Genomic DNA, 19397 nt, shown 5'->3' on the forward strand with positions numbered 1-19397 from the left:
ATACTAGTATGAGTAAATTAGATTCAAGAATTCCAGCGGGTCCTCTTAAAGACAAGTGGAAAAATCATAAAGACCATATGAACCTTGTTGCACCAAACAACAGAGATAAGATTGATATTATTGTTGTAGGTACAGGTTTGGCAGGAGGTTCTGCTGCAGCTACACTAGCTGAGCAAGGATATAACGTAAAAGCATTCTGCTACCAGGATTCTCCAAGAAGAGCACACTCTATTGCAGCTCAGGGAGGGATCAACGCAGCTAAGAATTACCAAGGTGATGGTGACTCTACTTACAGATTGTTTTATGATACCATCAAAGGTGGTGACTATAGAGCAAGAGAAGCTAACGTTTACAGATTAGCTGAAGTTTCTGCAAATATTATTGACCAATGTGTTTCCCAAGGGGTTCCTTTCGGTAGAGATTACGGCGGTCAGCTAGATAACCGTTCATTTGGTGGGGTTCAGGTAAAAAGAACTTTCTATGCAAAAGGACAAACAGGACAGCAGTTATTATTAGGAGCATACTCTTCAATGAGCCGTCAGATCGGTAAAGGAAGAATCAAGATGTACAACCGTCATGAGATGCTAGATCTTGTTATTGTTGACGGAAAAGCAAGAGGAATCATCGCAAGAAACCTTGTAACAGGTGAGATCGAAAGACACTCTGCTCACGCTGTAGTAATCGCTTCAGGAGGATACGGAAACGTTTATTTCCTTTCTACCAATGCAATGGGATCCAATGTTTCTGCAGCTTGGAAGATCCACAAAAAAGGAGCGTATTTTGCAAACCCTTGTTATGTACAGATACACCCTACTTGTATTCCTGTTCACGGAACGCAGCAGTCTAAACTTACTTTGATGTCTGAATCCCTTAGAAACTCAGGAAGAATTTGGGTTCCTAAGAAGATTGAAGATTCTGTAGCCATCAGAGATGGTAAATTGAGACCTGAAAATATTAAAGAAGAAGATAGAGATTATTATTTAGAAAGAAGATATCCTGCATTCGGAAACTTAGTACCTAGAGACGTTGCGTCTAGAGCTGGTAAAGAAAGATGTGATGCTGGTTTCGGAATCGAAAATAATGAAACGAAAGAAGGTGTTTACTTAGATTTCTCCACAGAGATCATCAAAAAAGGTAAAGAAGCCGCTATCGAAAAACATATTCATAATCCTACAGATCAGCAGATTTATGATTTAGGAAAAGCTTGGATTGAGGAGAAGTATGGTAACTTATTCGTTATGTACGAAAAAATTACTGCTGATGATCCTTACAAAACTCCAATGAAAATCTATCCTGCAGTTCACTATACAATGGGTGGTGTATGGGTTGATTATAACCTTCAGTCTACAATCCCTGGATGTTTCGTTGTTGGGGAGGCTAACTTCTCTGATCACGGAGCAAACAGATTGGGAGCTTCTGCTTTGATGCAAGGATTGGCGGATGGATATTTCGTTCTTCCTTACACGATTGCAGATTACCTTTCTGCAGATATCAGAACGGGAACAATTCCTACTAATTCAGCAGCATTTGATGAAGCTGAAAAAGACATTAAAGGAAAAGTAGATTTCTTCTTAAATAATAAAGGAACACATTCTGTAGATCATTTCCATAAAAAACTAGGACACATCATGTGGAATAAAGTGGGGATGGGAAGAACTCCTGAAGGATTAAAAGAAGCTATTGCTGAAATTGCTCAGGTGAAAAAAGAATTTTGGGAAGATGTGAAAGTTCCTGGTGATGCTGATGGAATGAACACTGAGCTTGAAAAAGCATTCAGAGTGGCAGATTTTATCGAACTAGGACAATTAATGGCTATCGATGCGTTACACAGAAATGAATCTTGTGGCGGACACTTCAGAGAAGATCATGCGACTCCTGAAGGTGAAGCAGAAAGAGACGATGTCAACTTTAAATATGTAGGAGCTTGGGAATATCAGACTGATGATATCACAACAGAAGTTCTGCATAAAGAAGAGCTGATCTACGAAAACATTGAAGTTAAAGCAAGAAGTTACAAATAATCTCCAACCTATAAATAAATAATTATGAGTGCAAAAAAAGGCCTTCATCTTACCCTAAAAATTTGGAGACAAAAAAATAGCAAAACTAAAGGTCAGTTTGAGACCTACAAAATATCAGATGTTTCCACAGATTCTTCTTTCTTGGAAATGTTGGATATTCTGAACGAAAACATTATCAAAGAAGGAAAAGAGCCTATCGCTTTCGATCACGACTGTCGTGAAGGAATTTGCGGTATGTGTTCTCTTTACATCAATGGTAGAGCACACGGTCCTGATACGGGTATCACAACCTGCCAGCTTCACATGAGAATGTTCAAAGATGGAGAAACGATCGTAATTGAACCTTGGAGAAGTGCTGCTTTCCCTGTTATCAAAGACTTGATGGTAGACAGAAGCGCATTCGACAGAGTAATGGCAGCAGGAGGTTTCATCTCTGTGAATACTTCCGGTAATACATTGGATGCTAACGCAATTCCGGTTCCAAAAGAAGATGCAGACAAAGCAATGGACGCTGCTGCTTGTATCGGATGTGGAGCTTGTGTAGCGACATGTAAAAACGGATCTGCAATGCTATTTGTAGGAGCTAAAGTTTCTCAATATGCATTACTTCCTCAAGGGAGAGTAGAAGCGAAGAGAAGAGTTCTGAACATGGTAAAAGCTATGGACGAAGAAGGATTCGGAAACTGTTCAAACACCGGAGCATGTGAAGTAGAATGTCCTAAAGGTATTTCTCTTGAAAACATCGCTAGAATGAACAGAGAATATATGGCTGCTCTTGTAGATCAAGGATAGAATTGATTCAAATACATAAAAAATCGCCTTCATTTTTGGAGGCGATTTTTTTATGAAAGGCATAGCCTTGTTAAAGTTTGTTAACTTATTGATAGATTTGAGTCATTCTTTATTTAATAAGTATATATTTGAAGGGTAGTTGAATCGTTTTTTCAAAAACTTTCAAAAACGTCTTACCGTGACAAAAGAGAACCATGAAATAATTGGAATATCCCTTTTGAACCGTAATAATAAAATTTTTAAAAAAAATAATTAGTGTGAATTAACAAGCCCTAAAAAGCTTATTTTTGTGTAATATTAAAAATTGAAATGAAAAAATATCTTTTATTGTTTATCATCACAGTTTTTGTGATGTCTTGTTCAAAAAAAGTAGAAGTAAAAGGGAAAATTACCGGAAGCTCATCATTAGAAAGAATTGAATTTGTAGAAGCTTCAGGAGTAGGAACCCTGCCTTTGGTTAATATTGGTTTAGATAAAGACGGAAATTTCTCAGGAAACTTCGATGCTCCTAAAGACGGAATGTATGTAATCAACTATGCAGGCAGACAAAACCTGATCTATCTTGAAGGAGGACAAAAAGTAAATATTTCAGGAAACGGAACTACTTTCCCAAGTGAATACGTAATTACTGGAGACGCTAAAAAGAATAATGATTTCCTTACAGCAACTATGAAATTCCTTGCAGAGTACGGTAGCAAAGTGAACTTAGGAGCATTAATGGGTGGAGACGAAGCAGCTTTTCTAAAAGGGATGCATAAAGTTGAAGCAGACATTAATAAAAATGTTGATGATCTTGCAAAGAAAAACAACCCAAGCAAAGGGCTTTTAGAGTGGAAGAAAAACGACGTGAAAGTAACTATTCTTAACCTGCTTGCTAACTATGAAATGTCTCACGGACCAATGTCAGGGAATCCATCTTATAAGGCTTCTAAAGCTTTCAAAGATTACGAAACTCAATTGGAAACTGACAAAGAAGCGATGGTGAAAACGATCCCTCTTTACAGACAATATCTTCTTGTAAAAATGACTCCTGATTTTCAGAAGTATGCAGAAGCAAACAGCAAAGGGAAAACCGGAGTTACAACTTCTGAGATGTTCGCTCAATATTTAAAAACTAAGAAAGATTTATCTCAGACTGCAAAAGATTATCTTTTAGCGTTTGTAATGGCTCAGGCTGATATTCATCCAACAAGCCCAGCGGCAAACATTGACAAGATTAAAAAAATCATCGATTCAGATATCAAAGATGCTACTATTAAAAGTGACCTTTTAAAAATGCAGGTAGCAATTACAGGACTTAAAATTGGAGAAGCAGCTCCAGATGTAGCTTTAACAAAACAGGACGGAAAAGCGTATAAGCTTTCTGAAAACAAAGGAAAACCTTATATGGTATTCTTCTATGCTTCATGGAATCCTTATATCAGCGAAGCTACAGTACCTGTATTAAAAGAAGTAGTAAACTTCTACAAATCTAAAATGAATTTTGTATTTGTAAACGTAGACGATACAAAAGATCAGTTTATTAAAACAAGCAATTCTCTTTTAAAAGGAATTCAAGGAGTAAATGTTTACGGAGAAGGAGGTCTTAATTCTGATATTGCCAAGAAATATGGTGTATACGGATTCAAATTACCTTGCTTTGTGATCATCGATAAAGACGGTAAAATTGCCAGCAGATCTTTTGTGAATCTTGGTGAGCAGGAACTGGTAACAGTTCTTGATAAGCAGACTGGGCTTTCTGCTCCGAAAGCACAACCCAATGTGCAGATGCAGCCACAATTACAGCTTGACCCTTCTGCAATGCAGCAAGCTCCACAACCTGCAAATCCGCAGCCGGCTCCAACAAAATAATAAACTTTAACACAGTATAGAAACCTTATCTTCGGATAAGGTTTTTTTTATTGTATTTTTGCAAACGAAATTGGAACTGAAAGGTTTTAAAGTTTATTAGAAAAAATAGAAAATAGATGAAGTATAGAGTAGAAAGCTGTCTTCGTCACAAGAAATTGATATGAGAAAGAAGAAAGATGTAATTCTTGAAAATATAAAGCTTTTCGCAGCAGGAGCGAAAGGTGTGGCTATCGGAAAAACTGAAGAAGGGAAAACTGTTTTGGTTTCCGGTGCGATTCCCGGAGACGTTGTAAATGCAAGAGTTAAAAAATCAAAGTCAAAATATTTTGAGGCTGAAGTAAAAGAAATCGTTGAGAAATCACCATTCAGAGTTGATCCAAAATGTATTCACTTCGGAACTTGTGGTGGGTGCAAATGGCAGAATATGAGCTACGAAAAGCAGCTTGATTTTAAACAAGAAGAAGTTTACAATAATATTAAAAGAATCGGAGGAATTGAAGATTTTGAAACGGTTCCAATTTTAGGCGCTGAAGAACAATATTTCTACAGAAATAAAATGGAATTTTCTTTTTCTAATGCAAGATGGTTGACTCAATACGAAATCAGTTCTGAAGAAAACTTCGGAAGCAGAGATGCGCTTGGTTTCCATATTCCGGGAATGTGGAGCAAGATTTTAGATTTAAAAGAATGTTTCCTTCAGGAAGATCCGTCGAATGCCATTCGTTTGGCAGTCAAAAAATTTGCTGAGAATAAAGGGCTAGATTTCTTTGATGTGAGAGAGCAGAAAGGTTTCCTGAGAACTTTAATGATGAGACAAAACTCTAAAGGAGAATGGATGGTTTTATTCCAGCTTTACAGAGAAGAAAAAGAAAACCGCACTCAGCTTTTTGATTATTTGTTGGAGCAGTTTCCACAGATAAAAACATTGGTGTATGCCATTAATCCTAAACAGAATGATTCTATTTATGATTTAAATATCAACGTGTATTTCGGAGAAGGTTACCTTATGGAAGAAATGGACGGATTGAAGTTTAAAATAGGACCAAAATCTTTCTTTCAAACCAATTACAAACAAGCTTTAGAATTATATAGAAAAACGCTTGAATTTGCCGATCTAAAAGGTGATGAAGTTGTTTACGATTTATACACAGGAACTGGAACGATTGCTCAATATGTGGCAAGAAATGCAAAACAGGTTATCGGAATCGAATCTGTTCAGGAAGCAATCGATGCGGCAATTGAACATGCTGAACTGAATGGTTTAACCAATACAACTTTCTATTGTGGAGATATGAAAAACGTCTTTAATGACGAGTTTTTAGAAAATCATCCAAAAGCAGATGTTTTGATTACAGATCCACCAAGAGACGGAATGCACCAGAAGGTAGTAGAGCAGATCTTAAAGCTTTCACCGGAAAAAGTAGTTTATGTAAGCTGCAACTCGGCAACGCAGGCGAGAGACCTTGCTTTGATGAAAGATCACTATACTTTAGTGAAAATACTTCCGGTAGATATGTTCCCACAAACACACCATGTTGAGAACATTGCATTGCTGATTAAAAAATAAATTTATTTAAATTTGAATTTTAAATCTTAATATGAAACGTCAGTTCCATCTGACTCAATTAAAAAATAAAAATGTACAGATGAAGTACTTTAAATTTCTCATAGCGATCTGTTTTTTAGGAATGCTTTTTTCCTGTGGAGGAGATGATGATATCTGCGAAAGTGGTGAAGGAACTCCCAGAATGAAGGTTGCTTTCAGATCACTATCAACTGGAAAGGAAATGACTGTGGATACACTATATGTAGCAGTAGACTATGGTGCAGGAAAAGTGGATCTGGGTAAACTTGTAAACATTGATTCCAGACTAATTCCTTTACGCGTGGATAACTCGCCTTATACAGACGTTTATTTCAAAGTTAGAGTTAAAGGAGTAGAATCTAAAGTAAGGGTCAATTATACTACAAAGTCGACCTATGTATCTCCAGGATGTGGGATCAAGAAGTCTTATGAGAATTTAACTTCAGAATTAGTAACTCCGAATCCTGTTCAAAAGGTAGAAATCGGACAAAATCAAATAGAGAATGAAGACAAGACTAATCTTTACCTTTCTTTTTAGTTTATTTGGAGTAATAAGCTGGGCACAAGACAAAAAAAAGGAAGCAGAGAAGAAGGTTCACGAAAAATATGAACCCAATTTTATGGTTGGCCTTGATGTATTGAACACCGGAGCCGGATTTTTTTCGGACAGAAAACTGTATCAGGGATTTATTTCTTCAAAAATCAGAGGAAATGTTCATGCCATTGCAGAAGCTGGTTTTGAAAAAAATGTATATCAGAAGAATGGATATGATGCTAAAGCAAGCGGTCCCTTTGTTAAGCTAGGAGCGTTTTATATGCTGGCAAAAGATGCAGAAAATGAATTCAACGGATTTTATGCCGGAGGAAAAGTTGCTGGATCTTTTTATAATCAGGAATATATGGCAATTCCCGTTCGTGGATTCGGTGGAAGTAGTTCTTCTGAAGCCTTTCCTTCCTCATCTCAGTCTTCTTTTTGGCTGGAAGGAACCATAGGAGGCAGAGTACAGTTATTCAGCTCCAACTTCTATATTGATGTGAATCTTCAGCCGAGATATTTGGTATATACTTCTAAGCAGGATGATATCTCTCCAATGATAGTTCCTGGGTTCGGAAAAAGTTCATCAAAATTCAATATGGGATTTGCATGGAATATTGCATATAAATTCTAAATTAAAGATATTTTATATAAGTATAAACCCCGGGGAATTTCCTCGGGGTTACTCTTTTTAACTATAGGTATATCCTTAAGATGTACATATCTTGAAATATGATCTTAATCCTGATTTTTAATTTTTAATCATTGTGTGACATGTGTTATGGTATTTATATGAATATATTCTTTTTGTTGTAAATGATTATGGATGTGAATAGGTATGTGAAAAGTAAATATTTATATAAATTGTGGCTTGATATTTATATTTTTCTTAATTTGTGGATTATTTTTTTTAAATATATTACAACTTTTGTTAAAAACTAATATATTTGTAAAGTTTATAAAAATTAAAGATGCAAAAATCTACTACTTCAAAATCACTCTTTTTATTACCTTTATTATGTGCCGGTTTAATGAGTGCACAAAATACTAGTGGGATTAGACAGAAGACAGAGTCTGTTTCGAAATCTCCACAGGAACTTGCGAAATTTTATGGTTTCGACAGATGTGGAACAACAGAATATGAAGACTTTTTAAGAAAACATTTTCCTGGAAGGCCTACTACAGAACAATTTGAAGATTGGTTGAGACCATTAATTCAAAAAGCTAAAAATGAAAAGTCACAGAATGGAGGTATTGTTACCATTCCTGTAGTTGTTCACGTGATTCATGGTGGAGAGGCAGTGGGTACTGCTCCGAATATTGTTGATGAGCAGGTAATGTCTCAGATTACAGTAATGAATCAGGATTACCGCAAATTGACAGGAACTCCAGGATTTAATACTAATGCTGTAGGAGCAGACGTTCAAATTCAGTTTGCTTTGGCAAAAGTAGATCCCAATGGAAACCCAACCAATGGAATTGACAGAGTAAATTTATGTCAAAATTCTTTTAAGAAAGATGCTATTGATGCTTATGTGAAACCTGAAACTATTTGGGATCCTACTCAATATATGAACATGTGGAGTGTGAAATTTGCTTCTCCAAATACGAACTTATTAGGGTATGCTCAGTTTCCGGATGGCTCAAACCTTCAAGGGTTAGATCCGCTGGGTGGATATGGTAAAACAGATGGTGTTGTAGCTAATTTTGCGACATTTGGAACTAGTGATTTGAATACTAATGGTACTTTCATGTTATCCGCTCCTTATGATAAAGGAAGAACAATGACTCACGAGGTGGGACATTTCTTAGGATTAAGACATATTTGGGGAGATGCTGCTTGTGGGGATGATTACTGTGCTGATACTCCTACCGCTCATGATGCAAATGGCGGTTGTCCTTCCATTGCAAGTTGTAATGATGTTTCAGTGATGGAAATGGTTCAAAACTATATGGATTATACCAATGACACATGTATGAATATCTTTACAATTAATCAAAAAGATAGAATTACAGCTGTGATGAATAATTCTCCTAGAAGAGCTTCATTGAAGACTTCAGTTAAAGATATCGCAATTCCTTTGTTCGCAAATGATGCAGAGGTTAAATTAGAAAGAACCTGTTCTGCAGTTACTTGTTCAGGATCACTGAATGTACCGGTATCTTTATTCAACAGAGGTACAGGAGCGCTTACTTCAGCACAGATCAATTATACAATTAACGGTGTTGCACAAACTCCTTATAACTGGACGGGTAACCTAGGTCAGGATAAATCTCAGTTACTTAGCCTTCCGGTTACTGCTGGTACATTAGGTGGACCAATGACAATCAGTATTGGTACTGTAAATGGAGGAGCGGATCAAAGAGCTTCCAACAATACTGTTAATGATACTTATGTAGGGGCACCAATGCCTGTAGCTCAAAATGTAGTATTTAATCTACAGTTAGACTTTTATGGAGCAGAAACAAACTGGACATTAAAGAACAGTGCAGGAACTACTGTATATAGTGGAAATGGTTATCCTAATTCTCCACAAACAGCTACGTCTCTTCCAGCATTAATTACTCAAAACTGGACATTAAGTACAGATGACTGTTATACTTTCACTATTAATGATGTTTATGGTGACGGGATTGGTCTTGATGGAGGATATTATAACATTTCAACTCAATCTGGAACTGTTTTAATGTCAGGTGGTAGTTTTACAACTTCTCAAAGAAAGGTAATGAAAGCTCAGGTTTTAGGTACAAGTGAAGTTAATAAGAAAGACAATTTCGGAATTTATCCAAACCCTGTAAATGATATTATTAATGTTACTAAAGTTTCAGGTAAGGCAACTTTTGAAATCCACAATACAGTAGGTCAACTTGTGAAAAAAGGCACAATTGACAACAATAAAGTGAATGTGGGTGAGCTGCTAAAAGGAAATTATATTATTACTATAAAAGATAATAATATTTCTGAAAACTTTAAATTCATCAAGAAATAGAAGTAATCTTTGAATATTATTAAATCCCCGGGCTTTCCCGGGGATTTCTTTATTTAAAGCATAAGTGGAGATATTGTTGTTTTTTTTCAAAAAAAAGCTAATTGTACCTATAAATTAATAATAAAAAATGTTTAGATTTGTATGATTAATATTAATAATGAAAACATTATGAAGAAACTCTTTACCTCTTTAATTCTGTTTCTCTGTTTGATCTGTACAGGCCTTGTATCAAAGGTCTCAGCCCAGGCAGGCCAGATCGGGACAGGAACAGGTACCTCGGTGTATCTCCCCATACGTTCCTATTATGGATATAGTTATTCCCAGCAGATTTATACAGCTGCGGAAGTTTCGACTGCCATTGGTACGTCGACCTATATCACGGCCGTAAAGTTTTATGTAAACACCTTATCAACTCCTCAGGATAGTTATAAGGATTGGGTAGTTTACATGGGTAACACCACCCAAAATAGCTTTTCGAGCAATACAAACTGGATTCCACTGGGTTCTTTAACTCAAGTGTATACCGGAGATTTGCCTACCATAACAAATGGAAACTGGGTGACTCTTCAGTTGACCACTCCATTTATTTGGAATGGAACTGATAATCTTGTGATTGCTGTCAATGAAAAGACATCAGGTTATTCATCATCTCCAGGTACAGCTTGGGGATCTTATAATGCAGGAGCTAATAGAGGTATTCTCTATTATGAAGATACAACGAACCCAAATCCTGCCTCGCCTCCTTCGGCATCGGATAGGTATTCGGATATTCCGAGAGTACAGTTGGTGAGTCATCAGTTGACTGCATGTACCACTGCACCGCCTACGAATATCACGGTGAACAATATAACTACTGTATCAGCAGTTGTTAACTGGTATACGGCTACAGGTTCTACTTATGTAGTAAGATATAGAAGTTTACCTGCTGGCGCATGGCAGCAAATTAACGTCACGGCTCCTCTTTCGGGGAGTGCGACAATTCCGGGGCTGACAGAACAGACCCAGTACGAAGTTCAGGTGGCTACTGTCTGTGGAGGTACTCAAGGAGCATTCTCTTCCGGCGTAACTTTTACAACTCCGGCACTTAGTTATTGTGCTTCATCAGCTACAAGTACTTTTATTGATGGGTTCATCAACCAGGTTTCTGTCAATGCACAGGGTGCTCCTTCTATGGTAAGTAATTCTGATCAAAGTGGCTATACGGATTATAGTACAGACCCTACAAGATTAGTTACTTTGGTAAGAGGAGGTACTGCTACTGTTTCAGTTTCAAAAGCATGGCCAGGTTATCAATATAGCTTCTTAACGGGAGTTTGGATTGACTTTAACCGTAATGGTATCTATGAAGCGAGTGAAAGAGTGTTAACTTCTCCAAGTAATACAACAACTCCGGTAACAGGCACATTCACTATACCAAACGTTGCAGGTGGTGTTTATACCGGAAACCTGACAACAAGAATGCGTGTTGTAATGAATGAATACAGCCCGATTGCTGCTTGTGGTACTTATTCTTATGGTGAGACCGAAGACTATGCGGTGAAATTTATTGATTTATCAGCATGTACTACGGCTCCGCCTTCTAATATCATTGTAAATAATGTAACCCCTTCAACAGCTAATGTTACATGGACGTCAACTACAGGAGCTACTTATATTGTAAGATATAGAGTTTCGCCTTCTGGTGCATGGCAGCAGATTGCAGTCAATACTCCTTTGGTAAGTAATCAATTGCTTATAGGATTATTGGAACAGACTACCTATGAGGTTCAGATAGCTACTATTTGTGGAGGTACTACAGGAGCGTTCTCACCAAGTGTGAACTTTACAACTCCGCCTCTTATTTATTGTACAGCTGCTCCTACAAGTAATACTGCTACAAGTGGATATATTAATAATGTAACAGTTACTCCGACGAATACGCCTATTATGCTAAGTAATTCGGGATCGGACGGATATAAAGATTATACAACAGACGCTACAAGAGTCGTTACTTTTGAAAGAGGTTCTGCCAATAATAAAATTTCTGTGAACAAATACTGGCCAGGTTCTCCTACATCTTATGGAGTTTCAGCTTGGGTAGACTTTAACAGAAACGGGACATTTGAGACAAGTGAGAGAATTCTTAATACTACCTATAATACAACCACTCCGGTAACAGCTACTTTTGCAGTACCAACAGTTGCGAGTGGTAATGTATATACAGGAACTCTTCCTACCCGTATGCGTGTCGTAATGAGATATTTCGATAATGCTAACCCTTGTGGAACATTCACTCAGGGAGAGGTGGAAGATTATGCAGTAAGGTTTGTAGATTCTCAACCTTGTACAACGTCTCCTCCAACAAGTATTACCGTAAATAATGTTGCAGCTACTACAGCAACTGTATCATGGATTTCTACTGTAGGAGCGACGTATACTGTAAGATGGAGAGTTGCTCCAAGTGGTGCATGGCAGACCGCTACTGTACCAGCTGGTCAGAACTTCTATGGAATTACAGGTCTTACAGAGCAGACAAACTATGAAGTTCAGGTTTCAACCACTTGTGGAGGTTCTACAGGATCATACTCATCATCAGTAGCATTTACAACGCCGCCGTTGTCTTACTGCCCGATGATAGGTACTGGAACAAATGACCATATTTCGAATGTAACTGTTACCTCTTCGAACCTTGGAGTTCCTCCAATGAATAATACTTCAGTACAGACTAATTATATAAGCTATACTACTCCTGAGACTCTTATTACTTTAGATGTTAATTCTCAAAATAATAAAATCTCCGTAGCAAAAGGCTGGACTGGTGCAACAGGAAATGATGCTGTAATAGCATGGATTGACTTTGACAGAAACGGACAGTTTACAGATGCTGAGAGAATCTTAATTTCTCCTGCCAATACAACAACTCCGGTTACTGCCACTTTTGCTGTTCCTTCAAATGCATATACAGGACCATTGACAACAACGATGAGAGTGGTAATTAAGCGTACCACTGCTCCTACGATGTGTCAGAATGCAATAGATGGAGAAGTAGAAGATTACCGAGTAAGAATAAGACCTTGCAGCAATGCAATGCCTAATGCTCCTACATTTACTACCACTCATACAACGGCTACTGTTACCATTACAGGAGCAGGAGTAAGCTACGTAGTAAGATACAGAGTTCAGGGAACAACAGCATGGACACAAATATATGCTTCTGCTCAATTGGGTAACCTTCCATTAGTCATTAATGGATTAACGCCTGCTACCACTTATGAAGTAGAAGTAGCTGCTATTTGTGGAGATATTGTTGGGACAGCTACTCCAATCAAGACATTTACGACAAGATGTGATCCAACGCCTCCAAATGTGACCGTGGGTAATATTACTCCAACTACAGCCTTGATTACATGGGCTCCGCTAGCAGCAAGTTCTACTTATACGATGAGATGGAGAAAAGTAGGAACAACAACATGGAATATTGTAAGCTTACCTGCAGCTCCTGCAAACACGTATGTATTAGGAAGTGTAACACCTTTAGAGCCTTACACTACTTATGAAGTTCAGATTGCTAATCAGTGTAACGGAGAAACTACTCTGAATCCATATTCTAACCCTAAAGTATTTACAACCGAAAGAATATGTCAGATTCCTCCTCCAGGATTAACCATTACACAATTGCTTCCAACATCAGCAGAGGTTAAATGGGATCCATTCCCGGGAGCAACTTATGTTCTTAGATATAGAAAAGTAGGTATTCCAAGCTGGACAGAAGTACCATCATTAGTTAATAACCTTGTATTGACAGGTCTTACAGAATTAACGAAATATGAAATGCAGGTTGTGAATATCTGTAGTGGTACTCCAGGAAATTATACTCCTCCTTACTATTTCACGACTCCTACAGTAATCTACTGTAAGATGAAATCAGAAAGTTCTACAGGAGAGCATATTTCTAAAGTTACAGTGAAGCCTACAGGTAAGAAAACGATGGAGAATGAATCCGGAGCTTCCACGTATACCGATTATACAGGAGTTCCTAAGACGTTCATCGAAATGATCCAGGGTTCTACAGACAATGAGATTATCATTGAGAAGAAATGGACGGGAACTACTTATAACGAAGGAATCGCCGTATGGATTGACTTCAACAGAAACGGAGAGTTTGATATTAACGAAAGAGTGTACACTTCTTCTCCAAATTCAAACAGTCCAGTTTCCGGTAAGTTCAATGTACCTGCAGATGCTTTTGTAAGCATGACAGACTATAAGTATGTTGTAATGAGAGTAGCGATGTCAAGAGATGGTATTCCTGTAAACTGTGCAGACTTCAAGAATGGAGAAGTAGAGGATTACACGGTAAGAATCTCTAAGCCTATCGTTTCTAACCCGATAGATCAGACTGGAATCATGATTTATCCAAACCCTGTAAGTTCAGTATTATTTGTGAAGAATATTAGCAAGAGAGCTAAATATAAGATTTACAATTCTGCAGGACAGGTAATCGGAGATGGTATTTTACTCAACAGCCAGATCAATGTAAGCAGATTGATCAACGGTGTTTATGTGATTGATATCGATGATAACGGTAAAACAGTTCAGAAGAAATTTATCAAAGAATAAATAAACTAAATTTCAAATAGAATGAGCCTTCAGAAATGGAGGCTCATTTTTTGTAATAATAAATGATATTTTTTACGAATTATTATTCAATTATAGCCCGTAAGTGTGGATCTTTAAATTGAATAACTCTTTTATTAATATGTGCTAATGATTTGAGTTATCTAATTGTTTATTGATAAAAATATAATTAATTTTGTAAGATTAACATATATTTCTAACCAAAACATTATGAAGAAACTCTTTACCTCTTTACTTCTGTTTCTCGGGTTGGTTTTTGGGATGTCATTGCATGCCCAGATAGTCACCATTGGAACAGGAACTAGTACACAGCGGTATCCTTTGACTCCCTATTATGGGTATCAGAGGTCTGCATCGCTTTATACTGCTGCAGAAATAAACACTCCGGGTGGAGGAAGCATTTTATCCGTTGGATGGGAGGCTACCGCAACGATGAATATTACCTTCCCGGTCAAAGTGTATTTAAAATCTGTACCAGCTGCTACTACAGCCATCACGGCTCAAAGCTGGAACACGATAACTACTGGAGCTACTCTAGTATACAGTGCGAACGTAACCAGCCTAGCGGTTGGTTGGAATACCCTTCAACTACAGCTTCCATACAATTATAATGGAACGGATAATCTTTTGGTTTTAGTTGAAACCAATTATGGAGGATCCGGAGGAGGCTCAGGAACGGCTGGAGCAGGCTTTAAATATAGTACTGCCACGGCAAGTCATATGTATTTCGAAGCGGATACTACAGCACCTACAGGAAATGGTACATTATCGGCCAGCAGACCAAATGTTCAATTAACTTTTGGTACCCCGCCTACATGTTTACCTATGCCTCCCGGAGGATCTTTATCTACGGGAACAATAACGGCTACCAGCGCAGTACTGAATTGGACAGCTTATTCATCTGCGCCTGCAGGGGGATATGATATTTATTACAGTACGACGAACACTGCTCCGACGGCAGCGACACTTCCGTCACAAAACGTTCCTTCCGGAACTACGGCAACTCTTTCACCATTAGTGCCTAACACAACGTATTATGCATGGGTAAGAGCAAAATGTAGTGCTACAGATCAGAGTGCATGGTCAGGACCAATAACCCTTACCACACCTCCTACATGTCCACCTATGCCTGCAACAGGGTCATTATCCCTTGGTACGGTAACCGCTACAAGTGCAGTACTAAACTGGACAGCTTTTGGATACGTGCCAGCTGGTGGGTATGATATTTATTACAGCACAAGCAACACGGCTCCAACAGGAGCAACGGTGCCTTCACTAAATGTTCCTTCCGGAACCACTGCAACTCTTTCGCCATTAGTGCCTAATACAACGTATTATGCATGGGTAAGAGCAAGATGTAGTGCTACAGATCAAAGTACATGGAAAGGGTCAATAACGATCACTACACCTCCTACATGTCCACCTATGCCTGCAACCGGATCATTATCTATTGGTACGGTAACGCCTACAAGTGCAGTACTAAACTGGACCGCTTTTGGATACGTGCCGGCAGGAGGGTATGATATTTATTACAGTACAAGCAATACGGCTCCAACCGGGGCAACTGTACCCTCACTAAATGTTCCTTCCGGAACCACTGCAACACTTTCACCATTAGTACCTAATACAACATATTATGCATGGGTAAGAGCAAGATGTAGTGCTACGGATCAAAGTACATGGAAAGGCGCTCTTTCTTTCTATACAGGATATTGTATACCTACAGGAGGTACTTCAAGTACGTCATATTATCTGAATAATATTACAACAACAGGGGGTATTTCAAACTTGAATTATACTGCAAACAGCTATACAGCATATGTCAATAATTCTGCGACTGTTATTTCCGCAATACCTAGTACTTCAGTAAATGTGAACCTTGCAGCTGCAGGAAGCAATACTTATTACTATTATATTTGGGTTGACTGGAATAATGATATGAATTTCAACGGCGCTGGAGAAACTATTCTTGCTACTACCAGCTATACTGCAACTGCTACGGGTACTATCCCAATAGCAGCAGGACAGGCTCCTGGTAACTATAGAGTAAGAATGGCGACATCAGAGTTGGGAGTTCTTACTGCTTGTGGACCGGCGAATGCTGGTAACTATGTGGACTTTACATTAAATGTTATTGCTTTACAACCGTGTTCAGCGACTCCTCCAAGTAATATTGCCGTTTCAAATCTTACTGCAAGTACAGCTGTTGTAAGCTGGGTTCCTGCCATAGGAGCAACGTATACATTGAGATACAAAAAGGTTACCGATGCTACATGGACAACGATTAACATTACAACCCCACTTACAAGTAGTCAGCTTCTTACTAACTTAGTAGATCAGACCCAGTATGAAGTTCAGATAGCTACTATTTGTGGAGGTACTACAGGAGCGTTCTCACCAAGTGTGAACTTTACAACTCCGCCTCTTACTTATTGTACAGCTGCTCCTACAAGTAATACTGGTACAAGTGGTTATATTAATAATGTAACAGTTACTCCGACGAATACGCCTATTATGTTTAGTAATTCAGGATCGGACGGATATAAAGATTATACAACAGATGCTACAAGAATAGTGATCTTGGAAAGAGGTTCAGGAAATACAAATAAAATTTCTGTGAACAAATACTGGCCAGGTTCTAGCAGCTCTTATGGAATTTCAGCGTGGATCGATTTTAACAGAAACGGAACATTTGAAACAAATGAGAGAGTTCTGAATACGACAGCCAGTACAACTACTCCTGTAACGGCTACTTTCCCTGTTCCTAATGCTGCAGGTGGAGTTTATACAGGAACTCAACCAACGCGTATGCGTGTCGTAATGAGTACAAGCAGTACTAACACTCCTTGTGGAACATTCACTCAGGGAGAGGTGGAAGATTATCCGGTAAGATTTGTAGATCCTCAAACCTGTACAACAGCTCCACCAACGAGTATTACAGTAAATAATATTTCTGCAAATAATGCAACTGTATCATGGATTTCGACAACAGGAGCTACATATACTGTAAGATGGAGAGTTGCTCCAAGTGGTGCATGGCAGACTGCTACTGTACCAGCTGGTCAGAACTTCTATGGAATTACGGGTCTTACAGAGCAGACAAACTATGAAGTTCAGGTTTCAACCACTTGTGGAGGTTCTACAGGATCATACTCATCATCAGTAGCATTTACAACGCCGCCGTTGTCTTACTGTCAGATGACAGGTTCTGGAACGAATGACCATATTTCGAATGTAACTGTTACCTCTTCGAACCTTGGAGTTCCTCTAATGAATAATACTTCAGTACAGACTAATTATATAAGCTATACTACTCCAGAGACTCTTATTACTTTAGATGTTAATTCTCAAAATAATAAAATCTCCGTAGCAAAAGGCTGGACCGGTGCAACAGGAAACGATGCTGTAACAGCATGGATTGACTTTGACAGAAACGGACAGTTCACAGATGCTGAGAGAATCTTAATTTCTCCTGCCAATACAACAACTCCGGTTACTGCCACTTTTGCTGTTCCTTCAAATGCATATACAGGACCACTGACAACAACGATGAGAGTTGTACTGAAACGTACAAGTGCTCCTATTATGTGTCAGAATGCAGTAGATGGAGAAGTAGAAGATTACCGGGTAAGAATAAGACCTTGCAGCAATGCAATGCCTAATGCTCCTACATTTACTACCACTCATACAACGGCTACTGTTACCATTACAGGAACAGGAGTAAGCTACGTGGTAAGATACAGAGTTCAGGGAACAACAGCATGGACACAAGTATATGCTTCTACCCAATTGGGTAACCTTCCATTAGTCATTAATGGATTGATACCTGCTACCACTTATGAAGTAGAAGTAGCTGCTATTTGTGGAGATATTGTGGGAACCGCCACTCCAATCAAGACATTTACGACAAGATGTGATCCAACGCCTCCAAATGTGACCGTGGGTAATATTACTCCAACTACAGCCTTGATTACATGGGCTCCGATAGTACCAAGTTCTACTTATACGATGAGATGGAGAAAAGTAGGAACTACAACATGGAATATTGTAAGTTTACCTGCAGCTCCTGCAAACACGTATGTGTTAGGAAGTGTAACACCTTTAGAGCCTTACACCACTTATGAAGTTCAGATTGCTAATCAGTGTAACGGAGAAACTACTCTGAATCCATATTCTAATCCTAAAGTATTTACAACCGAAAGAATATGTCAGATTCCTCCTCCAGGATTAACCATTACACAATTGCTTCCAACATCAGCAGAGATTACATGGGATCCATTCCCGGGAGCAACTTATGTTCTTAGATATAGAAAAGTAGGTATTCCAAGCTGGACAGAAGTACCATCTGTAGTTAATAACCTTGTATTGACAGGTCTTACAGAATTAACGAAATATGAAATGCAGGTTGTGAATATCTGTAGTGGTACTCCAGGAAATTATACTCCTCCTTACTATTTCACGACTCCTACAGTGATTTACTGTAAGATGAAATCAGAAAGTTCTACAGGAGAGCATATTTCTAAAGTTACAGTGAAGCCTACAGGTAAGAAAACGATGGAGAATGAATCCGGAGCTTCCACGTATACAGATTATACAGGAGTTCCTAAAACGTTCATCGAAATGATCCAGGGTTCTACAGACAATGAGATTATCATTGAGAAGAAATGGACGGGAACTACTTATAACGAAGGAATTGCTGTATGGATTGACTTCAACAGAAATGGAGAGTTTGATATTAACGAAAGAGTGTACACTTCTTCTCCAAATTCAAACAGCCCTGTTTCCGGTAAGTTCAATGTACCTGCCGATGCTTTTGTAAGCATGACAGACTATAAGTATGTTGTCATGAGAGTAGCAATGTCAAGAGATGGTATTCCTGTAAACTGTGCAGACTTCAAGAATGGAGAAGTAGAGGATTACACGGTAAGAATCTCTAAGCCTATCGTTTCTAACCCGATAGATCAGACTGGAATCATGATTTATCCAAACCCTGTAAGTTCAGTATT

9 protein-coding genes are annotated in these 19397 nt (G+C 38.3%); all 9 read left to right on the forward strand.

Translation table 11 applies throughout. The features are described 5' to 3' along the window. Positions 1-8: 8 nt before the first annotated feature. Complete coding sequence (locus C1634_RS20380; RefSeq protein ID WP_103232033.1) at positions 9-2021, forward strand: fumarate reductase/succinate dehydrogenase flavoprotein subunit; 2013 nt, start codon at positions 9-11, stop codon at positions 2019-2021. 24 nt (positions 2022-2045) lie between these two features. Further along, positions 2046-2813 (forward strand): succinate dehydrogenase/fumarate reductase iron-sulfur subunit, encoded by a 768-nt coding sequence (locus C1634_RS20385; protein WP_103232032.1) that lies wholly within the window; start codon positions 2046-2048, stop codon positions 2811-2813. A 309-nt stretch (positions 2814-3122) separates the two neighbouring features. Beyond that, positions 3123-4664, forward strand: a complete 1542-nt coding sequence (locus C1634_RS20390; protein ID WP_109739044.1) for a TlpA family protein disulfide reductase — start codon at positions 3123-3125, stop codon at positions 4662-4664. A gap of 160 nt (positions 4665-4824) precedes the next feature. Continuing rightward, positions 4825-6231, forward strand: coding sequence for a 23S rRNA (uracil(1939)-C(5))-methyltransferase RlmD (gene rlmD / locus C1634_RS20395; RefSeq protein ID WP_109739045.1), 1407 nt, complete (start codon positions 4825-4827; stop codon positions 6229-6231). Between the two features lie 79 nt (positions 6232-6310). Then, the gene (locus C1634_RS20400) at positions 6311-6787 is read left to right on the forward strand and encodes a DUF6452 family protein (RefSeq protein WP_103232038.1); all 477 of its coding nucleotides are present in this window, start codon (positions 6311-6313) and stop codon (positions 6785-6787) included. Further along, positions 6753-7418: a DUF6048 family protein gene (locus tag C1634_RS20405; RefSeq protein ID WP_103232030.1), complete on the forward strand. Its 666-nt coding sequence runs from the start codon at positions 6753-6755 to the stop codon at positions 7416-7418. Before C1634_RS20400 ends, C1634_RS20405 begins: the two co-directional genes overlap by 35 nt. 337 nt (positions 7419-7755) lie before the next feature. Further along, the gene (locus C1634_RS20410) at positions 7756-9774 is read left to right on the forward strand and encodes a M43 family zinc metalloprotease (protein ID WP_109739046.1); all 2019 of its coding nucleotides are present in this window, start codon (positions 7756-7758) and stop codon (positions 9772-9774) included. Positions 9775-9942: 168 nt separating this feature from the next. Then, positions 9943-14373: a GEVED domain-containing protein gene (locus tag C1634_RS20415; RefSeq protein WP_165835367.1), complete on the forward strand. Its 4431-nt coding sequence runs from the start codon at positions 9943-9945 to the stop codon at positions 14371-14373. Between the two features lie 228 nt (positions 14374-14601). After that, positions 14602-19397: GEVED domain-containing protein (locus C1634_RS20420; RefSeq protein WP_109739048.1), on the forward strand; the 4796-nt coding region annotated here is incomplete at its 3' end.

The sequence above is a fragment of the Chryseobacterium viscerum genome (assembly GCF_002899945.2).
GTDB lineage: Bacteria > Bacteroidota > Bacteroidia > Flavobacteriales > Weeksellaceae > Chryseobacterium > Chryseobacterium viscerum.